General features: G+C 66.3%; 1 protein-coding gene. It reads left to right on the forward strand.

What is annotated here, in order from left to right; genetic code table 11:
* Window positions 1-219: 219 nt before the first annotated feature.
* Window positions 220-2,278: TonB-dependent receptor (locus tag DBR23_RS22455; RefSeq protein ID WP_369882157.1), on the forward strand; the 2,059-nt coding region annotated here is incomplete at its 3' end.

The following is a 2,278-nucleotide window of genomic DNA, read 5'->3' on the forward strand; positions in this document are numbered from 1 at the left end:
GCGCTGCAGCCCGTCGAGGCCGCCCGCATTGCGGCCGCCACTGCAGCCCCCCTGCCCGCACGCGGGCCCCCGTCGCGCTCTTGATCTGAAGCTTGTTGGCAGTGCCCGGTACCTGGTGGTCGGATGCTGCCTTGTTCCCGCTGGTTTCCAGATGGCGCAGCCTTGCGTGCACCCCACGCGGGCCCGGTTGCGCTGTCGCCTCAAGACAAGAGCGTTTTCATGTCCCGTATTTCCTTTGCTTCGCGCAGCGCTGCAGCCTTGCCGCGCCTGCCCCTTTCCCCTTTGTGCCTGGGCGTGCTCGCCACCTGCGCTCTGGCCTCGGTGGCAGCCAATGCACAGACCAACACCCCACCCACAATGCAGGCCGTGGATGTGGTGGATGCCGCCGCATCCCCGAATGGCAAGCTCGGTCTCGACACGCCCGTGGACACCGGCAGCCGCCTGGGCCTGACAGCGCGCGAGAACCCGGCCTCCGTCACTGTGGTGGACCGCGCCACCATCGACGCACGCGGCGCGCAGGACACGCAGGAGATCCTGCGCGCCGTGCCGGGCGTGGTGGCACACAACGCACCGGGTTCGATGTCTGCGCACTACCGGGGCTTCACCAGCAACTCCGTGGCACAGCTCTACAACGGCATCAATCCGCAATATGGCAGCGCAACGCGCGCGGTCGATGCCTGGATCTACGACCGCGTGGAGGCCATCGGCGGCGCGTCGAGTTTTCTGTATGGCTCGGGCGGCGTGGGTGGCTCTATCAACTACATCACCAAGACGGCCGAGCGCAGCGACTTTGCCGAAGGCCAACTGCGCCTGGGCTCCTACGACATGAAGGAAGTGTCCGTGGGCCTGAACCGCCGCATCGCCGGCGGCAACGGCACTGCAGGCCCTGCCCACTACGCACGCATCGACCTCAATCACCGCAACGCAGGCAGTTGGACCGAGGGCACCAAGACCCAGTCCACCCAGCTGGCCACCTCGCTGCTGTCGGACCTGGGCGGCGGCTTCAGCCACACGCTGACCTACGAATACCAGAAGGACCATGTGGACCGCCCCTACTGGGGCACGCCGGTACTGAACCCCGCCGTGGGCGCGCTGGCCATCGACCCGGCCACGCGCTTCAAGAACTACAACAGTGCCGACGGCATGTACGAGCACCGCGTGCAGTGGCTGCGCTCGGTGGCGCAGTGGCGCGCGTCGGATGTATTGCAGCTCAAGAACACGTTCTACGTGTACGACGCGCTGCGCGACTATCGCAACGTGGAGATCTACACCTTCAACGCTTCCAACACTGCCGTCACCCGCACCTCCCCCTATCTGCAGCGCCATGACCAGACACTCGTGGGTGACCGGCTGGAGGGCACCTACCAGGGCCAGCTTGCAGGCCGAAAGAGCGACTGGGCCTTTGGCCTGGACGTGAGCGTGAACAAGCAGACGCGCTTCCCGTTCGGCCCCTCGGTCACGGTGAGCACGGTCAACCCCTACCACTTTTCCACCGAAAACTTCTTCGACATTCCCGGCATGTCACCCGTCCTGAACCCGGACAAGGACAACAAGATCACCAACACCGCGCTGTACCTGGAAAACCGCACCCTGGTGGCCTCCGGCGTAAACCTCATCACCGCACTGCGGCACGAGCGCATCGAGCTGGACCTGGTGAACCGCCGCGCCGTCACAGCCACCGCGCCCGCCACCTTCAGCCGCAGCTACAGCCCCACCACGGGCCGCCTGGGCGTGGTGTGGGAGATTGCGCCCAGCGCCAACCTGTATGCGCAGGCCTCCAACGCGGCCGACCCGCCATCGGGCTCGCTGGCCTCGGCCTCGTTTGCCGATGTGCGCAACAACAGCGAACTGACCACGGGCCGCCAGGTCGAGGTGGGCAGCAAGTTCGACTTCTGGGACGGCAAGGGCAGCGCCACGGTGGCGGCCTTTGAAATCCGCCGCAAGAACATCGCTTCGCAAGACCCCTCCAACCCCAACCTCACGGTGCTGGTGGGCGAGCAGTCGTCTAAGGGCATTGAGCTGTCGGCAGGCATCAGCCCCACGCCGCAGTGGCAGTTGCAGGGCAACCTGGCGCTGACCCGCGCGCGGTACGAGAACTTTGTGCAGGGCGGCGTCTCGCGCGCGGGCAATGTGCCGCAACTGGTGCCGCAGCAGGTGGCCAACCTGTGGGCCTCGTACGCGCTCACGCCCACCGTCACGGCCAGCGCGGGTGTGCGCCATGTGGGCAAGGTGTATGGCAATGCGGCCAACACCAAGTTCTGGCCGTCATACACGCTTC

This window comes from Acidovorax sp. HMWF018 (genome assembly GCF_003061035.1).
GTDB lineage: Bacteria > Pseudomonadota > Gammaproteobacteria > Burkholderiales > Burkholderiaceae_C > Acidovorax > Acidovorax delafieldii.